The sequence below is a fragment of the Mumia sp. ZJ1417 genome (genome assembly GCF_014127285.1).
In the GTDB taxonomy this organism is placed as follows: Bacteria; Actinomycetota; Actinomycetes; order Propionibacteriales; family Nocardioidaceae; genus Mumia.
In genome coordinates this window covers 3,068,293-3,084,546 of the sequence record NZ_CP059901.1, presented here as the reverse complement: position 1 = coordinate 3,084,546, position 16,254 = coordinate 3,068,293, and the positions used below count along the sequence as shown (strand labels likewise).

The 16,254-nt window shown below is 70.4% G+C and carries 23 protein-coding genes and 1 tRNA gene; 16 read left to right on the top strand and 8 right to left on the bottom strand.

Features of this window, described 5'->3' with window-relative positions:
• Nucleotides 1-7: 7 nt before the first annotated feature.
• From H4N58_RS15030 to H4N58_RS15020, 3 genes are read right to left on the bottom strand one after another with little or no spacing between them, the layout of a single operon-like run.
• Complete coding sequence (locus H4N58_RS15030) at nucleotides 8-562, bottom strand: isochorismatase family protein (protein WP_167249952.1); 555 nt, start codon at nucleotides 560-562, stop codon at nucleotides 8-10.
• The gene (locus H4N58_RS15025) at nucleotides 559-1,878 is read right to left on the bottom strand and encodes a nicotinate phosphoribosyltransferase (protein WP_255490664.1); all 1,320 of its coding nucleotides are present in this window, start codon (nucleotides 1,876-1,878) and stop codon (nucleotides 559-561) included. The genes H4N58_RS15030 and H4N58_RS15025 overlap by 4 nt, the downstream gene beginning before the upstream one ends.
• Nucleotides 1,879-1,899: 21 nt before the next feature.
• Nucleotides 1,900-3,210 carry a fibronectin type III domain-containing protein gene (locus tag H4N58_RS15020; protein WP_167249954.1) on the bottom strand — a complete coding sequence of 437 codons (1,311 nt, stop codon included), beginning with the start codon at nucleotides 3,208-3,210 and terminating at the stop codon, nucleotides 1,900-1,902.
• 58 nt (nucleotides 3,211-3,268) lie between these two features.
• Here H4N58_RS15020 and clpS point away from each other — a divergent pair, with 58 nt between their 5' ends.
• The 6 genes from clpS (at nucleotide 3,269) to H4N58_RS14990 (ending at nucleotide 6,449) form a co-directional block, all read left to right on the top strand.
• Nucleotides 3,269-3,574, top strand: coding sequence for an ATP-dependent Clp protease adapter ClpS (gene clpS, locus H4N58_RS15015; RefSeq protein WP_167005016.1), 306 nt, complete (start codon nucleotides 3,269-3,271; stop codon nucleotides 3,572-3,574).
• Entirely contained in the window at nucleotides 3,571-4,152 is a 582-nt protein-coding gene (locus H4N58_RS15010) for a DUF2017 domain-containing protein (protein ID WP_167004630.1), read from the top strand. The genes clpS and H4N58_RS15010 overlap by 4 nt, the downstream gene beginning before the upstream one ends.
• 31 nt (nucleotides 4,153-4,183) lie before the next feature.
• On the top strand, nucleotides 4,184-4,654 hold the full coding sequence (locus tag H4N58_RS15005; protein WP_167004627.1) for a 2'-5' RNA ligase family protein: 471 nt from the start codon (nucleotides 4,184-4,186) through the stop codon (nucleotides 4,652-4,654).
• 80 nt (nucleotides 4,655-4,734) lie between these two features.
• Nucleotides 4,735-5,196 carry a Mov34/MPN/PAD-1 family protein gene (locus H4N58_RS15000; protein WP_167004624.1) on the top strand — a complete coding sequence of 154 codons (462 nt, stop codon included), beginning with the start codon at nucleotides 4,735-4,737 and terminating at the stop codon, nucleotides 5,194-5,196.
• Nucleotides 5,196-5,474: a MoaD/ThiS family protein gene (locus H4N58_RS14995; protein WP_167004621.1), complete on the top strand. Its 279-nt coding sequence runs from the start codon at nucleotides 5,196-5,198 to the stop codon at nucleotides 5,472-5,474. Before H4N58_RS15000 ends, H4N58_RS14995 begins: the two co-directional genes overlap by 1 nt.
• 27 nt (nucleotides 5,475-5,501) lie before the next feature.
• A complete protein-coding gene (locus H4N58_RS14990; protein WP_167004618.1) occupies nucleotides 5,502-6,449 on the top strand; it encodes a PLP-dependent cysteine synthase family protein in 948 nt (315 codons plus the stop codon).
• 113 nt (nucleotides 6,450-6,562) lie between these two features.
• On the opposite strand, the gene H4N58_RS14985 is transcribed toward H4N58_RS14990, so the two are convergent.
• Entirely contained in the window at nucleotides 6,563-7,066 is a 504-nt protein-coding gene (locus H4N58_RS14985) for a DinB family protein (RefSeq protein WP_167004616.1), read from the bottom strand.
• 142 nt (nucleotides 7,067-7,208) lie between these two features.
• On the opposite strand from H4N58_RS14985, the gene murI reads away from it, so the two are divergent.
• Genes murI through H4N58_RS14960 form a run of 5 tightly spaced genes read left to right on the top strand, consistent with a single transcriptional unit; the run spans nucleotide 7,209 to nucleotide 10,568 of the window.
• The gene (gene murI / locus H4N58_RS14980) at nucleotides 7,209-8,030 is read left to right on the top strand and encodes a glutamate racemase (protein ID WP_167004613.1); all 822 of its coding nucleotides are present in this window, start codon (nucleotides 7,209-7,211) and stop codon (nucleotides 8,028-8,030) included.
• Entirely contained in the window at nucleotides 8,027-8,788 is a 762-nt protein-coding gene (locus H4N58_RS14975) for an MBL fold metallo-hydrolase (RefSeq protein ID WP_167004610.1), read from the top strand. Before murI ends, H4N58_RS14975 begins: the two co-directional genes overlap by 4 nt.
• Nucleotides 8,789-8,825: 37 nt before the next feature.
• Nucleotides 8,826-9,557, top strand: coding sequence for a ribonuclease PH (rph, locus tag H4N58_RS14970; RefSeq protein ID WP_167249956.1), 732 nt, complete (start codon nucleotides 8,826-8,828; stop codon nucleotides 9,555-9,557).
• Nucleotides 9,554-10,168 carry an RdgB/HAM1 family non-canonical purine NTP pyrophosphatase gene (rdgB, locus tag H4N58_RS14965; RefSeq protein WP_167004603.1) on the top strand — a complete coding sequence of 205 codons (615 nt, stop codon included), beginning with the start codon at nucleotides 9,554-9,556 and terminating at the stop codon, nucleotides 10,166-10,168. Before rph ends, rdgB begins: the two co-directional genes overlap by 4 nt.
• A 7-nt stretch (nucleotides 10,169-10,175) precedes the next feature.
• On the top strand, nucleotides 10,176-10,568 hold the full coding sequence (locus H4N58_RS14960) for a hypothetical protein (RefSeq protein ID WP_167004600.1): 393 nt from the start codon (nucleotides 10,176-10,178) through the stop codon (nucleotides 10,566-10,568).
• A gap of 56 nt (nucleotides 10,569-10,624) precedes the next feature.
• Here H4N58_RS14960 and H4N58_RS14955 read toward each other — a convergent pair whose 3' ends face one another.
• On the bottom strand, nucleotides 10,625-11,089 hold the full coding sequence (locus tag H4N58_RS14955) for a tRNA (cytidine(34)-2'-O)-methyltransferase (RefSeq protein ID WP_167004598.1): 465 nt from the start codon (nucleotides 11,087-11,089) through the stop codon (nucleotides 10,625-10,627).
• Between the two features lie 54 nt (nucleotides 11,090-11,143).
• On the opposite strand from H4N58_RS14955, the gene H4N58_RS14950 reads away from it, so the two are divergent.
• Entirely contained in the window at nucleotides 11,144-12,007 is an 864-nt protein-coding gene (locus H4N58_RS14950) for a helix-turn-helix domain-containing protein (RefSeq protein ID WP_167249958.1), read from the top strand.
• Nucleotides 12,008-12,011: 4 nt separating this feature from the next.
• The gene (locus tag H4N58_RS14945; protein WP_167249960.1) at nucleotides 12,012-12,443 is read left to right on the top strand and encodes a VOC family protein; all 432 of its coding nucleotides are present in this window, start codon (nucleotides 12,012-12,014) and stop codon (nucleotides 12,441-12,443) included.
• 337 nt (nucleotides 12,444-12,780) lie between these two features.
• Here the strand turns inward: H4N58_RS14945 and H4N58_RS14940 are convergent.
• Nucleotides 12,781-12,862: transfer RNA gene (locus H4N58_RS14940), tRNA-Leu, on the bottom strand.
• A gap of 19 nt (nucleotides 12,863-12,881) precedes the next feature.
• The gene (bcp, locus tag H4N58_RS14935) at nucleotides 12,882-13,352 is read right to left on the bottom strand and encodes a thioredoxin-dependent thiol peroxidase (protein ID WP_167249962.1); all 471 of its coding nucleotides are present in this window, start codon (nucleotides 13,350-13,352) and stop codon (nucleotides 12,882-12,884) included.
• 99 nt (nucleotides 13,353-13,451) lie between these two features.
• On the opposite strand from bcp, the gene H4N58_RS14930 reads away from it, so the two are divergent.
• From H4N58_RS14930 to H4N58_RS14920, 3 genes are read left to right on the top strand one after another with little or no spacing between them, the layout of a single operon-like run.
• Nucleotides 13,452-13,736: a DUF3618 domain-containing protein gene (locus tag H4N58_RS14930; protein WP_167004585.1), complete on the top strand. Its 285-nt coding sequence runs from the start codon at nucleotides 13,452-13,454 to the stop codon at nucleotides 13,734-13,736.
• Nucleotides 13,737-14,057: a co-chaperone GroES gene (locus tag H4N58_RS14925; protein ID WP_167004582.1), complete on the top strand. Its 321-nt coding sequence runs from the start codon at nucleotides 13,737-13,739 to the stop codon at nucleotides 14,055-14,057.
• 28 nt (nucleotides 14,058-14,085) lie between these two features.
• Nucleotides 14,086-15,225: an aromatic acid exporter family protein gene (locus H4N58_RS14920; protein WP_167004579.1), complete on the top strand. Its 1,140-nt coding sequence runs from the start codon at nucleotides 14,086-14,088 to the stop codon at nucleotides 15,223-15,225.
• A 7-nt stretch (nucleotides 15,226-15,232) separates the two neighbouring features.
• On the opposite strand, the gene H4N58_RS14915 is transcribed toward H4N58_RS14920, so the two are convergent.
• The gene (locus H4N58_RS14915; RefSeq protein WP_167249964.1) at nucleotides 15,233-16,201 is read right to left on the bottom strand and encodes an L-lactate dehydrogenase; all 969 of its coding nucleotides are present in this window, start codon (nucleotides 16,199-16,201) and stop codon (nucleotides 15,233-15,235) included.
• Between the last annotated feature and the right edge of the window lie 53 nt (nucleotides 16,202-16,254).

Genomic DNA, 16,254 nt, shown 5'->3' with positions numbered 1-16,254 from the left:
GGAGCGGTCAGGCGAGGATGACGCCCGCCGCGTCGAGGTCGGCGCGGGTCTTGGCGAGGTTGGCCTCGGACACCGGAGCCGTGAGATCCATGAGCACAGTCGTCGCGAAGCCGTTCGCTGCCGCGTCGAGGGCGGTCGCCCGTACGCAGTAGTCGGTCGCGATCCCGACGACGTCGACCGCGTCCACGCCGCGGTCGCGCAGCCACGCGTCGAGAGCGTCCTCGGACCCGGTGGCCGTGCCCTCGAAACCGGAGTAGGCCGCGTCGAACTGCCCCTTCTCGAACACCGCCGCGAACATGTCCTCGCGGAGCGGTTCGTGGAGCGCGTTGCCCTCCGTGCCGACGACGCAGTGCGGCGGCCACGAGTCGACGAAGTCGGGAGCCTCGCTGAAGTGCGTCCCGGGATCGATGTGGTGGTCCTTGGTCGCGACGACGATGTCGTACCCGCCGTCGGCGACGAGCTTCGCGATCCGCTCGGCGACGTCGGCGCCCCCGGCGACGGCGAGCGAGCCGCCCTCGCAGAAGTCCTTTTGCACGTCCACCACGACCAGTGCCTTGCTCATCGTGCTCCCTCGCTCGCCGTGCCCTCGAAGACAGTCGGGATCGCAGGCTCCCCCCGCGACAGCTGCCGCGCCTGCAAGGGTAGCTCGGCCAGCGAGGCGCGGAGCCGGTCACGGGCCACGTCGAGCGGCTCGTCGTGGACCCGCTCGCCGTCACGGACGAGCGGCACCAGCAGCGGGCGGTCGTTGTGGTCGCCCTCGGGGGCCTCGCCGATGCCGATGACCTCCGCCGTCGCTGTGCCGCGGTCGTCGAGTCGACGCAGGACGTACTTGCGGCCGCCGATCGAGATCTTGTCCTTGCTGGCCTTCGCGACCGACACCATGGTCGCGTCCGCGCCGAGACCGTCGGCCCGCGCGACGAGCTTGTAGACGAAGCCGCACGTGGGGTGTCCGGAGCCGGTGACCAACGATGTGCCGACCCCGTACCCGTCGACCGGCGCCGCGGCGAGTCCGGCGATCGCGTACTCGTCGAGGTCGCTGGTCACGACGATCTTCGTCGCCGTCGCGCCGAGGTCGTCGAGCTGGCGCCGGACCTGCTTGGCCAGCAGCGGCAGGTCGCCGGAGTCGAGGCGTACGGCGCCCAGGTCGGTGCCCGCGACCTCGATGCCGAGGCGTACCGCCTCCGCGACGTCGTACGTGTCCACCAGCAGCGTCGTGCCGACGCCCAGCGACTCGACCTGGGAGGTGAAGGCGTCGCGCTCGGTGTCGTGCAGCAGCGTGAACGAGTGCGCCGACGTCCCCGTGGTCGGGATCGCATAACGGCGCCCGGCCGCAAGGTTGGACGTCGTCGAGAATCCGCCGACGTACGCGGCGCGGGCCGAGGCGATCGCGGCACTCTCGTGGGTGCGCCGCGAGCCCATCTCGATGCACGGGCGGTCGCCGGCGGCCACGATCATGCGCGCCGCCGCCGAGGCGATCGCCGAGTCGTGATTGAGGATCGAGAGCAGCACCGTCTCGAGAACCACGGCTTCGCCGAAGGTGCCCTCGACGACGAGGACGGGGGACTGCGGGAAGTAGGTCTCGCCTTCGGCGTACCCCCACACGTCGCCGCTGAACCGGTAGTCGGCCAGCCACGCGAGTGTCGGCTCGTCCACGACGGACGTCTCGCGGAGGAACGCGAGGTCGTCGTCGGTGAACCGGAACGCCTCGATCGCGTCGAGGATCCGTCCGATCCCTGCGACCACGCCGTAGCGCCGCCCGTCGGGCAGCCGGCGTGCGAACAGCTCGAACACCGAGCGCCGCTCAGCGGTGCCGTCGGCGAGCGCTGCCTGGAGCATCGTCAGCTCGTAGTGGTCCGTGAGCAAGGCGGTGGAGGTCACGGCGTCAGCGTAGTGCGGCTCCTAGCGGCGCACGCGGAAGCGCGTGGTCGCGTACGGGCCGGCGCCCTTGGCATTGACCGCCCGGACGTGGACCGTGAGCCTGCCCGTACGGAGCTTGCTGCGCTTGACGATCAGCCTCCGCGTGGAGGCGGAGACGGTACGGGCAAGAAGGGCCTTCTTGCCCTTCTTGATCACCACGCGGTAGCGCAGGACGCGCGTCCCGCCGCTGCGCGCGGGTGCCTTCCAGCGGACGGTGCGCTTCTTCGCGGTCGTCTTGCCGGTGACCTTCAGCGCGCGCGGCTTCGACGGCGCGGTCGTACGGGGCGGCGGTGCAGGCGGGCGCGGGACCGGCGGAGCAGCGAGGGCCGGGAGACGGAGGACCTTGCCCGTCGCGGTGTCGTTGGCAACCCACAGGCGCCCCGCAGCGTCGAACGCAAGGTCCGACGGGTAGTCGATCTGCGTCGCGGCTCCGCTGATGACGAAGACGGGCGCGGCGTTGCCGTTTGCTCCAGGGGCGAAGACCCGGACGGAGTCGTCCGCTCCGTTGGCGACGTAGATCCGGCCGTACCGGTCGACGGCCACGCCGCCCACCTCCTCGAGGCCGGTCGCGGGCCCCGAGATCGTCCGCGACGGCGTCGCGGGGCCGCTCGCGCCCGCGGTGAAGATCTTGACGTACGGAGCAGCCGGGTTGCCACCGCTGACATAGAGCGACGTGCCGTGCACCGCCACGCCGAGGGGAGCCGAGGTGCTGAGCGTCCGCAGCCGGGTGGTGGAGCCGACCTCCAGGCGGACGACCTCGTCAGTGCCTCCGCTGGTCACCCACAGGCCGGTCGGCGACGTCGTCGCGAGGTCGTTCGGTGCGGAGATCAGCGTCGCCGCGCCGATCGCCGACTGCATGACGAACCCGTTCCCGCTTGCCGGGACGGCGTACGTCCGGATCGCGTTGTCGTTGTACGCCGCCATGTGGAGTCGGCCGTCCGTCCCGACGACGATGCCGGCGGGCTTCGTCAGGAAGCTCATCCCGGGAGACGTCGAGTCGAGGACCGCGCCGGGGGCGGTGTCGCCCGCGGCGTCGGCGGCGAAGACCCGTACTGACCCCAGCGTCGACCCGCTGAGGAAGTTGCTGACGAAGATCCGTCCGTCCGGACCGATCGCGAGGCCGACCGGACGTTGCAGGCCCGTCAACGGCCCTGAGATGACCCGGTCGGGGGCCGGGGCGATCGTGGCGGCCGGCCGTACGGCCGGGTCGCCGGCCGTGGCGGGGGAGGGGATGACTGCGAGGGCGCCAGCGACCAGGGCGGCAGCGGCGGTGGCCGCGAGGGCTCTTCTCATGTGCCGCATCACAGCAGGGCAGCAGGGCCAGGCGATCGGGGTTTGCACGTGCGCCACAATGGTGCAGGTGAGCACGCCAGCGCCGATCGAGCTCGACGAGCCGGAGACCGACGAGGTCACCGAGCTCGACCGACCGTGGGTCACCATCGTCTGGAACGACCCGGTCAACCTGATGTCGTACGTGGCCTACGTGTTCAAGAACTACTTCGGCTACTCCGACGCCAAGGCGCACGAGCTGATGATGAAGGTGCACAACGACGGCAGGGCCGTGGTCTCGTCCGGCCCGCGCGAAGAGATGGAGCGGCACGTGCAGGCGATGCACGAGTACGGCCTGTGGGCGACCCTCCAGCGGGAGGACGCGTGAAGGCGTTCGAGCGGCGCAAGCGCGGCCGGATCCGGGCAGAGTTCGAGCCGGCCGAGGCGGCGCTCCTCATCAACCTGCTCGGTCAGATCATCGAGCTGCTGCGCGACCGCAACGGGCCTGAGGAGTCGTCGATCGACCCGCTGTTCGGCCAGCTCGGCACGACCGGCTCGTCGTTGCCGCCGGAGGACCCGGTGCTGCGCCGCCTGCTGCCCGACGCCTACCGCGACGACGACGAGGCGGCCGGTGACTTCCGTCGCTTCACCGAGCGGGGCCTGTCCACCGTGAAGGTCGAGAACGCGCAGGCTGTGGTGGCCTCGCTGGTCGCGGGTGGCTTCGATCTCGAGGACCCCGAGAGCTCCGAGGACCCGGTCGAGGTCGAGCTCGGCGACCGTGCTGCGCAGTCGTGGATGCGGGCGCTGACCGACATCCGGCTGGCGCTCGCCGTCAGGCTCGGGATCGAGTCCGAGGAGGACGCCGAGGCCGCTGCCGAGAGCGACGATCAGGCGGTGTCCGTCGTCGTCGACATCTACGACTGGCTGGGCTTCGTGCAGGAGTCGCTTGTCAGCGCGCTGGACTGACGACGTGGCCGGTGACCGTACGCGCTGGTGCGTGGTCACGTTTGTCGAGTCTGAACCTGCGCCGGAGGAGTTCGGCCGCGACGCCTGGCCGTTGCACGTCACGTGGGTCCCGCCCTTCGACGCCGCCGAGGACGACGTCGTCGGAGCGCTGAGCGGTGTGCTCGCCGGCCGCCCGCCGATCGATACCCGCGCTGTCGCCGACACCTGGTTCGGACGGCGCCGCGAGGTCCGCGTCGCCGAGCTGGCCCGCGTGGACGAGATCGACGCCCTGCACCGCGCGATGCTCGCCGCGCTCGACGATGTCGGCGTCGACGTCCGGGCGATGCGGCACGTCGGCGACCGGTTCCGACCCCACGTGTCCGAGCAGCGCGGGCGCGGTGTGGAGATCGGCGCGCCCGTACGGCTCGAGGACGTCTCGCTGGTCGCGATGCGCCCGGACGGCGATGCACGGCGACGACGGGTCGTACGGACCTGGCCGCTCGGTGGCCCTGCGACACCCTGACGTGCACTGTCCCACACGCTCGGCTTCCCGCATGGTGGATGCCGGGCGTCCGCCATTCGGGACCGCGTACCCTGTGAGGCATGCTGACCATCGACCAGGCGACCTACGACGCGATCATCGCGCACGCCCGTCGGGACCATCCCGACGAGGCCTGCGGCGTGGTCGCGGGGGCCGTCGGATCCGATCTGCCGACGCGCTTCGCGCCGATGGTCAACGCGGCGATGTCGCCCACGTTCTACGAGTTCGACTCGACCGACCTGCTGCGGCTCTACCAGGAGATGGACGACAACGACGAGGAGCCCGTCGTCGTCTACCACTCGCACACCGCGACCGAGGCCTACCCATCCCGTACGGACGTCAACCTCGCCGGTGAGCCCGGGGCCCACTACGTCCTCGTGTCGACCCGTGACGGCGCACACGAGTCCGGCCCCGTCGAGTTCCGGTCGTACCGGATCGTCGACGGTGAGGTCACCGAGGAAGAAGTCAAGGTCGTTGAACGTTACGACGACGTAAGCACCCGTTCGAAGGAAGCAGACGTCTGATGGCCATCGAGGTCCGAGTCCCCACCATTCTCCGCACCTACACCGACGGCGAGAAGAAGGTGTCCGCCGCCGGTGACTCGGTCAGCGCGCTGATCGAGGACCTGGAGGCGAACCACTCCGGCATCAAGGACCGGCTGGTCGAGGACGGCCAGCCGCGTCGCTTCGTCAACATCTATGTCAACGACGAGGACATCCGGTTCTCCGGCGGCCTCGAGACGCCGCTGTCCGATGGCGACGTCGTCGTGATCCTGCCCGCGGTCGCGGGCGGTTCGCGCTGACCGGCGCCCCGTACGCACGTTGACCTCATGCGCTTCGACAACCTGATCGACTCCGTCGGCAACACCCCGCTCGTGGGGCTGCCGAGGTTGTCGCCGACCCCTGAGGTCCGGATCTGGGCCAAGCTCGAGGACCGCAACCCGACCGGCTCCATCAAGGACCGTGCCGCGCTCGCGATGATCGAGCGCGCCGAGGCTGAGGGCGTGCTGCGGCCGGGGTGCACGATCCTCGAGCCGACGTCCGGCAACACCGGCATCTCGCTGGCGATGGTCGCCAAGCTGCGCGGCTACCGCATGGTGTGCGTCATGCCGGAGAACACGTCCGAGGAGCGGCGCCAGATCCTGCGGATGTGGGGCGCGGAGATCGTCTCGTCGCCCGCGGCGGGCGGCTCCAACGAGGCCGTCCGCGTCGCGAAGCGCGTCGCCGAGGAGCATCCCGACTGGGTGATGCTCTACCAGTACGGCAACGCCGCCAACGCCGACGCGCACTACCGCGGCACGGGGCCCGAGATCCTGGCCGACCTGCCCGAGGTGACGCACTTCGTCGGGGGGCTCGGCACGACCGGCACGCTGATGGGCGTCGGGCGGTTCTTCCGCGAGGCCAAGCCCGAGGTGCGCATCGTCGCCGCCGAGCCTCGCTACGGCGAGCTCGTGTACGGGCTGCGCAACCTCGACGAGGGGTTCGTGCCCGAGCTGTACGACCCGCAGTACATCGACGCCCGCTTCTCTGTCGGCCCGCGCGACGCCGTCCGGCGCGTGCGTGAGCTGCTCGAGGCCGAGGGCGTCTTCGCCGGCATCTCGACCGGCGCGATCCTGCACGCCGCGCTTGCCCAGGCCTCGAAGGCCGTCAAGGCGGGGGCATCGGCCGACATCGCGTTCGTCGTCGCGGACGGTGGCTGGAAGTACCTCTCGACCGGCGCGTACGAAGGCACGATCGACGAGGCCGAGGAGCGCCTCGAGGGCCAGCTCTGGGCGTAGGCCCTCCACTTTCCGTTGGCCCCAACGAAGAAGTGTTGCCCCACCGCACATGCGCGGTGGGGCCTGCACTCTTCCTTGGGGCCAACGGAAAATGGGAGGGGCGGGACCATCGCTCAGGTCGGGTAGCCCTCGAACGGGCCCGTCGCCCCGTCGACCAGCTCGCGGAGGATGTCCGCGTGGCCGGCGTGGCGGGCGTACTCCTCGACCATGTGGATCAACACCCATCGCAGCGAGACCGTCGGGCCGTACCAGGCCGTGCCGGTGTCGGTGAGGTCCAGGTCGTGGATCACCTCGTCGGCGGCCTTGCGCGCCATCGCGAAGTAGGCGAGCACGCCCTCGGTCGTCTCCCACGGCTCGATGCGCCAGTCGGCGTCCCAGTCGTCCTCGTCGGCCGGGACCTCGAGCGACTCGCGGCCGAACGTCGAGCAGAACCAGGCGTAGTCGACGGACGCCAGGTGCTTGACCATCCCGAGGAGCGTCGTGCCTGACGGCACGATGGGCCGCCGCAGGTCGTCGTCGGACAACCCGTCGATCTTCCACAAGATGGCGTCGCGGTGCCGGTCGAGAGCCACGTACAGGCTCTCCTTCTCGTCTCCGGTGAAAGGAACTCGTCTCATGGAGGGACTGTAGGGGAGCGTGGTGTGGACACGCCGCTCGTTCCTCGCGGCTGCTCGACCAGCCGGTGGGTGACGCGACGCGCCGTGTGGCCTGGACCGCAATGTGTTTCGTGCGTGTGAATCGCCCACTAGGCTCGCTCGGGTGAACGACGCGCCCATCGGCATCTTCGACTCCGGCTTCGGCGGTCTCACCGTCGCTCGTGCCGTGATCGACCAGCTGCCGAACGAGGCGGTCCTCTATCTCGGCGACACAGCCCGGCAGCCGTACGGGCCGCAGCCGATCGGTGACGTCCGCGAGTACGCCCTCGAGTGCCTCGACCACCTCGTCACCCAGGGCGTGAAGGCGCTGGTCATCGCGTGCAACTCGGCGAGTGCCGCCGTGCTCCGCGACGCCCGCGAACGCTACGACGTGCCGGTCGTCGAGGTGATCGTGCCCGCGACTCGACGTGCGGTCGCGGCTACCCGCAACCACCATGTCGGCGTGATCTGCACGCGCGCGACAAAGGCCTCGATGGCCTACGACGATGCGTTCGCCGCCAACCCGACCGTCCAGCTGACCGTCGAGGCGTGCCCACGCTTCGTCGAGTTCGTCGAGGCAGGGGTGACGTCCGGGCCCGAGCTGCTGGAGGTCGCCCACGAATACCTCGCGCCGCTGCAGGCCGCCGGCGTGGACACGCTCGTGCTCGGCTGCACTCACTATCCGCTGCTGACCGGCGTGATCTCGTACGTGATGGGAGACGACGTGACGCTGGTGTCGAGCGCCGACGAGACCGCCAAGGACGTGTACGCGCTGCTGGTGCGCCACGAGCTCGAGCGCACCACGGACACGCTGCCCGAGCACCGCTTCCTCACGACGGGCCAGCCGGAGCAGTTCCGTACGCTCGGCCGTCGCTTCCTCGGCCCCGAGATCGAGCAGGTCGACCAGTTCTCCTCGATGGGCATCACCGCGTGGGTGGGCGCATGAGGCTCACGATCATCGGGTGCGCAGGCTCCTACCCAGGGCCCGACTCCGCCGCCAGCTGCTATCTCGTCGAGGCGCCGTACGAGGGCCGTACCTACCGACTCGTCGTGGATCTCGGCAATGGTGCGCTCGGTGTCCTGCAGCAGTACGCCGCGATCGAGGACCTCGACGCGATCGCGGTCTCGCACCTGCACCCGGACCACTACATGGACATCTGCGGGATGTACGTCTACCGCAAGTACGTCCCTGGTGGCCCGCTCCCACGCATCCCCCTGTGGGGCCCCGAAGGGAGTGCGCAGCGGTTCGCCGAGGCGTACGACCTCCCGCGCGATCCCGGCATGACCGAGGAGCTCGACGTCTTCGCGTGGACCGACGGCGAGCCGGCGACGCTGGGCCCGTTCACAGTGACGCCGACTCTGGTCGACCACCCTGTCGAGTCGTATGCGCTGCGGATCGAGACCGACGGGCGGGTTCTCGTCTACTCGGGCGACACCGGCCCGACGCCGGCGCTCGCGGACGCGGCCCGTGATGCCGACGTCTTCCTCTGCGAGGCTTCGTTCGTCGACGCCGGGGGCAACCCACCCCATCTCCATCTCTCGGGGACGGACGCCGGCGTCGCGGCGACGGAGGCCGGTGTCGGTCGTCTGCTGCTCACCCACGTGCCGACCTGGACCGACCACGACGTCGTCGCCTCAGAGGCCAAGGCCGCGTTCGCCGGGCAGAGCGAGCTCGTGGTCCCGGGCAACGTCTACGAGGTGTGACGCAGGCCCGTACGGTCACCGCGTTAGGCTCGCGGGCATGACTTCCCGCGAGGACGGCCGCGCCGTCGACGAGCTGCGTCCGGTCACCATCACCCGCAACTGGCTCGACTACGCCGAGGGATCGGTGCTGGTCGAGTTCGGACGTACGCGGGTGCTGTGCGCCGCGAGCGTGACCGAGGGGGTGCCGCGCTGGCGTCGTGACTCCGGCCTCGGCTGGGTGACGGCCGAGTATGCGATGCTGCCGCGCGCGACCCACACCCGGTCCGACCGCGAGTCCGTGAAGGGCCGCATCGGCGGTCGTACGCACGAGATCTCGCGCCTGATCGGGCGCTCGCTGCGTGCCGTGATCGACTACAAGGCGCTCGGCGAGAACACGATCGTCATCGACTGCGACGTCCTCCAGGCCGACGGCGGCACCCGCACGGCAGCGATCACCGGCGCGTACGTCGCCCTGGCGGACGCCGTCTCCTACCTGCGGGGGCGCGGCTCGCTGGTGGCGGAGCCGCTCACCGGGTCGGTCTCTGCGGTGTCGGTGGGGATCATCGACGGCACCCCGATGCTCGACCTCCCGTACACCGAGGACGTCCGCGCCGAGACGGACATGAACGTCGTGATGACCGGCTCGGGCGCATTCGTCGAGGTCCAGGGGACCGCTGAGGGCGCGCCGTTCGACCGTGTGGAGCTCGACGCGCTGCTGGCGCTCGCCGAGAAGGGCTGCGCCGATCTCACGGCGATCCAGGCGGCCGCGCTCGGTGGGGGCGCGGCGTGAGCGAGGCGGGGCGCCGGGTCGTCCTGGCGAGCCACAACACGGGCAAGCTCGCCGAGCTGCGCCGCATCCTGGAGCCCGAGCTCCCGGGCATCGAGGTGCTGGGGCTGGGCGACATCGGTGACTTCGCCGAGCCGGTAGAGGACCAGCCGACCTTCGAGGGCAACGCGCTGCTCAAGGCGCGTGCCGCGGCGAAGGCGACCGGCCTGCCGTCGCTGGCCGACGACTCCGGTCTGTGCGTGGACGCCCTCAACGGCATGCCGGGCGTGCTCTCGGCTCGCTGGGGCGGTCGACCCAAGTCTGATGCGCGCAACAACGCGCTGCTGCTCGACCAGCTGGCCGACGTGCCGGACGAGCGCCGCGGCGCGGAGTTCCGGTGCGCGATGGCGCTCACGATGCCGAGCGGGGCGGAGGTCGTCGAGATCGGCATCATGCGCGGCCGGATCCAGCGCGAGGCGACCGGTGACGGGGGCTTCGGGTACGACCCGCTGTTCGCGGCCGACGGCTACGACGTGTCGACCGCCGAGCTGACCCCCGCGGACAAGGACGCGATCAGCCACCGGGGCAACGCACTGCGCGCGATGGTCCCGCACCTCGTCGCGCTGCTGGCCTGAGGCCGCTGTGCGTACGCTGCTGCCGCTCCTGCGCATCGCCGCCCTCATCGCGTGGGCAGTGGCGTTCGTCGCGACGTGGCGTGCGCTGAGCTCCACCGGGATGCCCGACCCCGAGGGGATGAGTGCGGACGCGCTCTGGTGGTACACGAACCAGGACGACATCCGTCAGGTCGGCCTCGTCATCCTCGGCGCCGCGCTCGTGACGATGTTCGTTCCGGCGATGCTGGTGACGCTCGGGGGAGCGTTCATGGTGGCCGCGTACGCATGGATCGTCGGTGAGTCGAGCCCCGGTCTCGAGCAGGCGGGTGCGTGGTGGATCTTCGCGGCGGCGCTGGTCGTGATCGCGCTCGTACGCCGGGTCGTACGGCCGCGTCGCCGTCCCGCCGCCGTGGCGTCCTAGACGCCTTCGGCGCTGTGCTTGACGAGCTACACGCCTCCGGCGCTGTGCTTGACGAGCTACACGCCTCCGGCGTAGGCCTGCTGGCGCCACGCCTCGTACACGACGATCGCCGTCGAGTTGGCGAGGTTGAGCGAGCGACGTGCCGGCTGCATCGGGATCCGCAGCCGATCGGTCACGCGCCGGTCGGCGAGGACGTGCTCGGGCAGCCCCGTCGGCTCCGGCCCGAAGAGGAACACGTCGCCGGGCTCGTACGCGATGTCCGCGTACGAGGTCGTGGCGGCGGTCGTGAACGCGAACACGCGGACCGGGTCGAGCGCCTTGAACGCGGCCTCGAGGTCGGCGTGGACCGAGACGTCCGCCAGGTCGTGGTAGTCCAGTCCGGCCCGCTTGAGCTTGGCGTCGGACAGGTCGAACCCCAGCGGCTCCACAAGATGCAGCTGGGCGCCGGTCGCGGCCGCCAAGCGGATCGCATTGCCCGTGTTGGGCGGGATCCGCGGCTCGTAGTAGAGGATTCGGAACATCGTCCGAGGCTATCGCGGCTGCCCTGCGGCACCGATCGGGCGGATACTCAAAGCGTGACCACCTCCATGGACTTCGTCCGCGCGGACCCGCGCGGCCCGTTCGCGGGGGCGGTCACCTCGATGGTCGGATACCGGCAGAGCGGGGTCACGCAGCGCCTGCACCGTGGGCTGCCGTCTCCGTACCTGACGCTCGTCATCGCCCTCGACACCCCGGTGGTTGTGGGCGAGCGAGAGGGCGACGAGGCGCCGGTCGCCGCGTACGACATGCTCGGTCCGCTCTCGACGCGGCCGGCGTACATCGCCCAGCCGGACACCCAGGAGGGCGTGCAGCTCGCGGTGCACCCGTTTGCGGCGCGTTGGCTGTTCGGCGCGCCCGCGAGTCGCCTCCCCGGTCTCGCGCTCGACCTCGGCGATGTCCTCGGCCCGTCAGCACCGGCTCTGCGCCGGCGGGTCGGGGACGTGGACGACTGGTCGACCCGGTTCGGAATGGTCCGTGACTTCCTGGCCGTACGTGCCCGTACGGCCAGCGGCGCGGCGGCGTCCCGGCCGCGGCCCGAGGTGGTCGAGGGGTGGCGCTGGATCGTGGCCCACGGAGGCAACGGACGGATCGACGACCTCGCCGCGCACGTCGCGCTGAGCCCGCGGCGGTTGCGGGCGGTCTTCGTGGAGGAGCTCGGCTTCGGTCCGAAAGTGCTCGGACGGCTGGTGCGCTTCGACCGCGCGGTCGCCATGGTGCGGGACCAGGTCGCCCAGCCGGGGGAGGAGACGCTCAGCGACGTCGCGGCGCGTGCGGGATACGCCGACCATGCGCACCTCGTCCACGAGTTCCAGGCGATGGCGGGGACGTCGCCGACGGGCTGGCTGGCCGAAGAGCGCCGAAACATCCAAGCCGGAGGGCACGGTGCCGCGACAGGGTGAGGCCATGAGCACTGAACAGCAGACCACGGACCAGACCACCGAGACCACGACGCCGGCACCGACCGTGTGGCCCGCCCTCGCGGCCCGCGATGCGCTCGGCATGATCGACTTCCTGGAGCGGGCGTTCGGCTTCCGCCGGGTGGTCGTGATCGCCGACGGCGACCGCGTCCAGCACGCCGAGCTGGCCTGGCCCGAGGGCGGCGGGATCATGATGGGCTCGGAGAAGACCGAGGGCCACTGGCAGCAGAAGGCCGGCACCTTCGGTGCGTACGTCGTGTGCTCCGACCCGGACGCGCTCTACGAGCGGGCGAAGGCGGCCGGCGCCACGATCGTCATGGAGCTGACAACGACCGACTACGGAAGCCGGGACTTCATCGCGGCCGATCCCGAGGGCAACTCCTGGTCGTTCGGGACCTACCGCGGCGAGCCGCACTGACGATCTGGCAGATGTCAACGCGGTCTATCGGTGCCACGAGATGACTCTGAGGGACCGCGTTCCGCGGATCATCTGTCCTGCCAGGAGCCCCGTCGACCCTGTGGCTGCCCGCCGCGAGCGCCAGTCGGACCGCTGCCTCGTCGACGCGGCTGTTCTGGGAGAGCTACGAGACCGTCGACGGATGGTTCCGGGGCCGAGCGACGCTTCAGCGCCATCCGCTACTGGGGCACGCCGGAGAGGGGCGGCCACTTCGCGGCGTTCGAGCAGCCGGACATCTTCGTAGGGGAGCTTCGGGCATCCTTCGCGGCGATGCGCGAGGGTAGGTAGGAACGACGGGTGCCGGTGACAGGACTCGAACCTGCACGTCTCTCGACACAGGAACCTAAATCCTGCGTGTCTACCAGTTCCACCACACCGGCCCGTCGGACATTCTAGGGCTCAGGCGATGTCGAGCTGACGGATGAGCCGCTCGACGTGACCCGTCGCCTTGATGTTGTACTGCGCGACCTCGATCTTGCCCTCCTCGTCGACGACGAACGTCGAGCGGATGACACCCTCGATGACCTTGCCGTAGAGCTTCTTGTCGCCGTAGGCGCCCCAGGCGCGGAGCACCTCTTTGTCGGGATCGGAGAGCAGCGTGATCTCCAGCCCCTCCTTCTCACGGAACTTCGCGAGCTTCTCGGTGTTGTCGGGCGAGATGCCCAGGACCGTGTAGCCCGACGAGTCGAAGGTCTCGCGCTCGGCGGTGAAGTCGCACGCCTCGCGTGTGCACCCCGGAGTCATGGCCGCGGGATAGAAGTAGACGATGACCTTGCCGCCCCGGAAATCGGAAAGCCTGACCTCTTTGCCGTGGTCGTCCACAAGCGTGAAATCCGGGGCCTGATCACCTGGCTGCAGTCGCGTGGTCATGGCCCTATCCTTGCCTATCGGTAACGTGGACTCGACAGGTGACCGCAGCCCCTCGGGTCGGGCGGCGCCGCGACCGCGAAGACGCAGCGAGGAGACGACGTGGCGAACGACACCAGGCCAGAGGCCCCGACGACGATCACCGGGACGCCTGACCAGCTCGTCTCCCAGATCGACGAGGTCAGGAACCGGCTCGCGTCCAACGTCGACCAGCTCGTCGACCTCGCCAACCCCAAGAACGTGGCCCGTCGCCGCATTGCCGACGTCAAGGCGCGCTTCGTGACGCCGTCGGGTGAGCCTCGCCTCGAGAACATCCTGCCCGTCGCCGGCGCCGTCGTCGGTGTCCTCGGGCTCATCATCGTGATCCGCAAGATCGTGAGCAACTGAATGGCCGACGGGCTCCCCATCCGGATGCTCCACGACCGGCTCTTGGTGTCGATCGACCCCGAGTCCGGCGACCGGCGCTCGTCCGGCGGCATCGTCATCCCGGCGACTGCCGCGCTCGGCCGGCGTCTGGCGTGGGCGAGGGTCGAGGCGGTCGGCAGCAACGTCCGTACGGTCCAGGTCGGCGACAGCGTCCTGTTCGACCCGGACGACCGGGCCGAGGTCGAGGTGCGCGGCAAGGACTTCATCCTTCTCCGCGAGCGCGATCTGCACGCGGTGGCAGCAAAACGGATCGACGACGACCAGACCGGTCTCTACCTGTAGGGCACGGACCAGTACGGGGGGAGGGCCGATGGCGCGCGAGCAGGGTTTCCTCGCCCGCATCGGCGACGGCGGGGACGTCCGCAGCGGTGCACGGATGCCAGTGGCGCTGCGTGCACGTCTGCAATGGGTACGCACGCAGCTGACGGCGATCGTCCAGGTGTCGGTGGGTGCCGCGCTGGCGTGGGTGATCGCGCACGACATCATCGGCCACCAGCAACCGTTCTTCGCGCCGGTCGCGGCGATCCTCGTCGTCTATGCGGGGGTGGGTGGTCGTCGGCAGATCATGCTCGAGCTGTTCGTCGGCGTCTCGGTCGGCGTGCTCGTCGGCGAGACGCTGATCACGCTGATCGGCAGAGGCTGGTGGCAGATCGGCGTGATCGTCGCCCTCGCCTCGGTCTCGGCCACGTTCCTCGGGCTGCGCGGGTTGGCGCGCACCCAGGCGGCGACGTCGGCGAGCCTGCTGGCCGCGATCTTGCCGGTAACGGCGGGCAACCCGGCGGTCATCCGCTTCATCGACGCCGTGGTCGGCGGCCTCGTCGGACTCGCGATGGCGCTGCTCATCCCGGGCAACCCCGCGCGCCGCGCCAACCGCGAGATGCAGGCGGTGCTCCGTACGCTCGACCAGGCGCTGCGCGGCATCGAGCTTGCGCTACGCCTCGAGGACGCTGGGCCCGCGTGGACGGCGCTGCAGCAGGTCCGCGGGCTCCAGCCGGCGATCGAGCGCCTCGCGACGACGGTCTCCGGGGCGGACGAGATCGCCCGTTACTCACCGCTGCGCTGGCGCCAGCGCAGCCATGTCGAGCGCTACGTCGTCGCGATCCGTGACGTCGACAACGCGGTCCGCGATGCCCGTGTGCTCGCACGCCGCGTCCATACGATGCTGCGCAAGGGAGAGCGGTCGTTCCCCGGGATGCCGGAGGCGGTGAGTCTCCTCCAGGAAGCGGTCGGCATCTTCGCCGACGACATCGCGGCGGCCGACGCGTACGACGAGGCACGCAGCAAGCTCGTCGAGGCGGCGCGGATGGCCACGGTGGCGCTTCCGGCTGCCGCCACGATCAACGACGCCGCTGTGGTCGCTCAGGTGCGTGCGCTCGCGTCGGACCTGCTCTATGCCACGGGCATGACGCAGGCGCAGGTCGACCGGGCGCTCGAGGTGCGCGAGTCGTAGGGAGGGCCTAGTTGGTGGGCGACGGAAGGCCGAGCTTGCGGTTCTGGTGGCGCAACGCCTCGGCAGAAGCGCGCAGACCCTCGAGATCGGTGTCGTCGAGCGGGAGGACGGCCGGCCCCGCGGCGCCGTTCGTGCCGACCACGCAGGGGGCGGACAGGCAGACGTCGCTGATGCCGTACTGGCCAGTGAACAGCGTGGACACCGGCAGGAACCGGTGCTCGTCGCGCAGCACCGCCGACATGATGTCGGCCATCGCCAGACCGATCGCATAGTTGGTTGCGCCCTTCCCCTCGATCACGGTGTACGCCGAGTTGGCGACGGCGTCGCGGATCTCGCCGTACTCCGAGACCGGGATCGCGCGGCCCTCCACGTCGTACGAGGCCAGAGGCACGCCACCGACGTTCGCCGACGACCAGAGGACGATCTCGGTGTCTCCGTGCTCGCCGGCGACCAGCGCGTGCACGCTGCGCGTCGAGACGTGCAGCCGGCGTGAGAGCAGGTAGCGCATGCGTGCCGTGTCGAGGACCGTCCCCGAGCCGAAGACGCGTCCGGCTGGGAGGTCGAGGAAGCCGACCGCCGCGTACGCCAGGACGTCGCACGGATTCGTCACGATGATGTAGATCGCGTCCGGCGCGTGCTGGCGTACGGCGCCGAGCACGCTGCGGGTGATGCCGATGTTGACCTCCGCGAGGTCGAGGCGGGTCTGGCCCGGCTTCTGCCGCGCGCCGGCGGTCATGACGACGACGTCGGCGCCCGCGCATGCCGCCGGGTCGTCGCTGCCGACGATCGTCGCCGGCGGGGCGAACGCCGCCCCGTCGTTGAGGTCACCGGCCTGTGCCTGGACGAGCGCGGTCGCGATGTCGTACAGGACGATCTCGTCGGCGAGCCCCCGCAGAAGCGCGGCGTACGCGACGGTGCTCCCGACCGAGCCCGCGCCGCAGACCGCGATCTTGGTGCCTCGCCCCGGCTCCGCCATGCTCACGAGTCTGTCATCGGCCCTGCCGCTCTGCAGAGCGCAACGGGCCTCGC

Bases quoted from the DNA above. Each gene is read 5' to 3' on its own strand.
- clpS (WP_167005016.1), top strand. From the start codon at position 3,269: ATGGTGCAGGTGAGCACGCCAGCGCCGATCGAGCTCGACGAGCCGGAG.
- H4N58_RS14920 (WP_167004579.1), top strand. From the start codon at position 14,086: ATGGCGCGCGAGCAGGGTTTCCTCGCCCGCATCGGCGACGGCGGGGAC.
- H4N58_RS14925 (WP_167004582.1), top strand. From the start codon at position 13,737: ATGGCCGACGGGCTCCCCATCCGGATGCTCCACGACCGGCTCTTGGTG.
- H4N58_RS15000 (WP_167004624.1), top strand. From the start codon at position 4,735: ATGCTGACCATCGACCAGGCGACCTACGACGCGATCATCGCGCACGCC.
- H4N58_RS14955 (WP_167004598.1), bottom strand. From the start codon at position 11,089: ATGTTCCGAATCCTCTACTACGAGCCGCGGATCCCGCCCAACACGGGC.
- H4N58_RS14985 (WP_167004616.1), bottom strand. From the start codon at position 7,066: ATGAGACGAGTTCCTTTCACCGGAGACGAGAAGGAGAGCCTGTACGTG.
- rph (WP_167249956.1), top strand. From the start codon at position 8,826: ATGACTTCCCGCGAGGACGGCCGCGCCGTCGACGAGCTGCGTCCGGTC.
- H4N58_RS14915 (WP_167249964.1), bottom strand. From the start codon at position 16,201: ATGGCGGAGCCGGGGCGAGGCACCAAGATCGCGGTCTGCGGCGCGGGC.
- H4N58_RS14945 (WP_167249960.1), top strand. From the start codon at position 12,012: ATGAGCACTGAACAGCAGACCACGGACCAGACCACCGAGACCACGACG.
- H4N58_RS14990 (WP_167004618.1), top strand. From the start codon at position 5,502: ATGCGCTTCGACAACCTGATCGACTCCGTCGGCAACACCCCGCTCGTG.
- H4N58_RS15030 (WP_167249952.1), bottom strand. From the start codon at position 562: ATGAGCAAGGCACTGGTCGTGGTGGACGTGCAAAAGGACTTCTGCGAG.
- H4N58_RS15020 (WP_167249954.1), bottom strand. From the start codon at position 3,210: ATGAGAAGAGCCCTCGCGGCCACCGCCGCTGCCGCCCTGGTCGCTGGC.
- H4N58_RS14975 (WP_167004610.1), top strand. From the start codon at position 8,027: ATGAGGCTCACGATCATCGGGTGCGCAGGCTCCTACCCAGGGCCCGAC.
- H4N58_RS14995 (WP_167004621.1), top strand. From the start codon at position 5,196: ATGGCCATCGAGGTCCGAGTCCCCACCATTCTCCGCACCTACACCGAC.
- bcp (WP_167249962.1), bottom strand. From the start codon at position 13,352: ATGACCACGCGACTGCAGCCAGGTGATCAGGCCCCGGATTTCACGCTT.